Source organism: Promicromonospora kroppenstedtii DSM 19349 (assembly GCF_000515355.1).
GTDB lineage: Bacteria > Actinomycetota > Actinomycetes > Actinomycetales > Cellulomonadaceae > Promicromonospora > Promicromonospora kroppenstedtii.
The window spans coordinates 1,697-2,763 of the sequence record NZ_KI911682.1 but is presented as its reverse complement, the minus strand read 5'-3'; the positions used below and the strand labels follow the sequence as shown (position 1 = coordinate 2,763).

At 74.2% G+C, this 1,067-nt stretch carries 2 protein-coding genes; one reads left to right on the top strand and one right to left on the bottom strand.

Going from position 1 to position 1,067, the window contains the following annotated elements:
* Positions 1 to 154: 154 nt before the first annotated feature.
* The gene (locus tag PROKR_RS14490) at positions 155 to 478 is read right to left on the bottom strand and encodes a thiamine-binding protein (protein WP_036964371.1); all 324 of its coding nucleotides are present in this window, start codon (positions 476 to 478) and stop codon (positions 155 to 157) included.
* A 38-nt stretch (positions 479 to 516) separates the two neighbouring features.
* Between PROKR_RS14490 and PROKR_RS14485 the strand changes: the two genes are divergently transcribed.
* Positions 517 to 1,067 (top strand): 2-phospho-L-lactate transferase CofD family protein (locus PROKR_RS14485; protein ID WP_036964377.1); only part of this gene is annotated, 551 nt, incomplete at its 3' end.

The window sequence follows — 1,067 nt, the reverse complement described above, 5'->3', positions numbered from 1 at the left end:
TGGCAGCTCGCGCTGGCCCTCGGCGGCACGCTCCTCGGGCGCGTGCTGTCGGGGCCGCGCGGGCGGCTGGGCACGGCGCTGGCGTCGTCGGCCCTGATGGTGGTTCTGGCGGTCGTGGTGCTCGTCGGCTGACGCCGCTCTACCGCACGGCGGCTCAGGAGTGCCCGGTCTCCGACTCGTCGGCGGCGAGGCGCTCCTCGACCCGGGCGATCTTGCTGTCGAGCTGCCCGGCGGCGGCACCCGGGCGGATGTCGGCCTTGATGACGAGCGAGACCCGGTGCCCGCCGCGCGCCACCGAGTCGGTCGCGCGCTGGATCACCGGCATCACCTCGTCCCAGGACCCCTCGATCTCGGTGAACATCGAGGTGGTCCGGTTCGGGAGGCCGGACTCCCGGACGATGCGGACGGCCTCGGCGACCTGCTCGGCGACGGACTCACCAGCGGTCATGGGGGCGACGGAGAACGCGAAGACGGCCATGCACCCATCTTCCCCCACGGCGCACGTAGGCTCGACGCGTGAACGTCACCCTTCTCGCGGGCGGGGTCGGCGGTGCGCGGCTCGCGCACGGCCTCGATCTCGCGCTCGACGCCCCCTCCCTCACCGTCGTCGTGAACGTCGGCGACGACACCGAGCTGCACGGCCTGGCCATCTCCCCCGACATCGACACGGTCCTGTACACCCTCGCCGGGCTCAACGACGAGGAGCGGGGCTGGGGCCTGCGCGGCGAGTCGTACGCGACGCTGGCGGCCCTGAAGGAGCTGGGCGAGGACACCTGGTTCACCCTCGGTGACAAGGACCTCGCCACCCACATCGTGCGCACCGCGCGCCTGCGCCGGGGCGAGCCGCTGTCCTCCGTCACGGCCGAGCTGGCCCGTTCGATGGGCGTGCGACCGCACGTGCTGCCCGCGACGGACGACCGGCTCGCGACCCTCGTGGACACGCCGTCCGGGCGCCTCGGCTTCCAGGAGTACTTCGTGGGGCGCCGGCACGCGGACGCCGTCCTCGGCCTGCACTTCGACGGGGCCGACGCCGCCCGCCCGGCCCCCGGCGTGCTCGACGCGCTGGC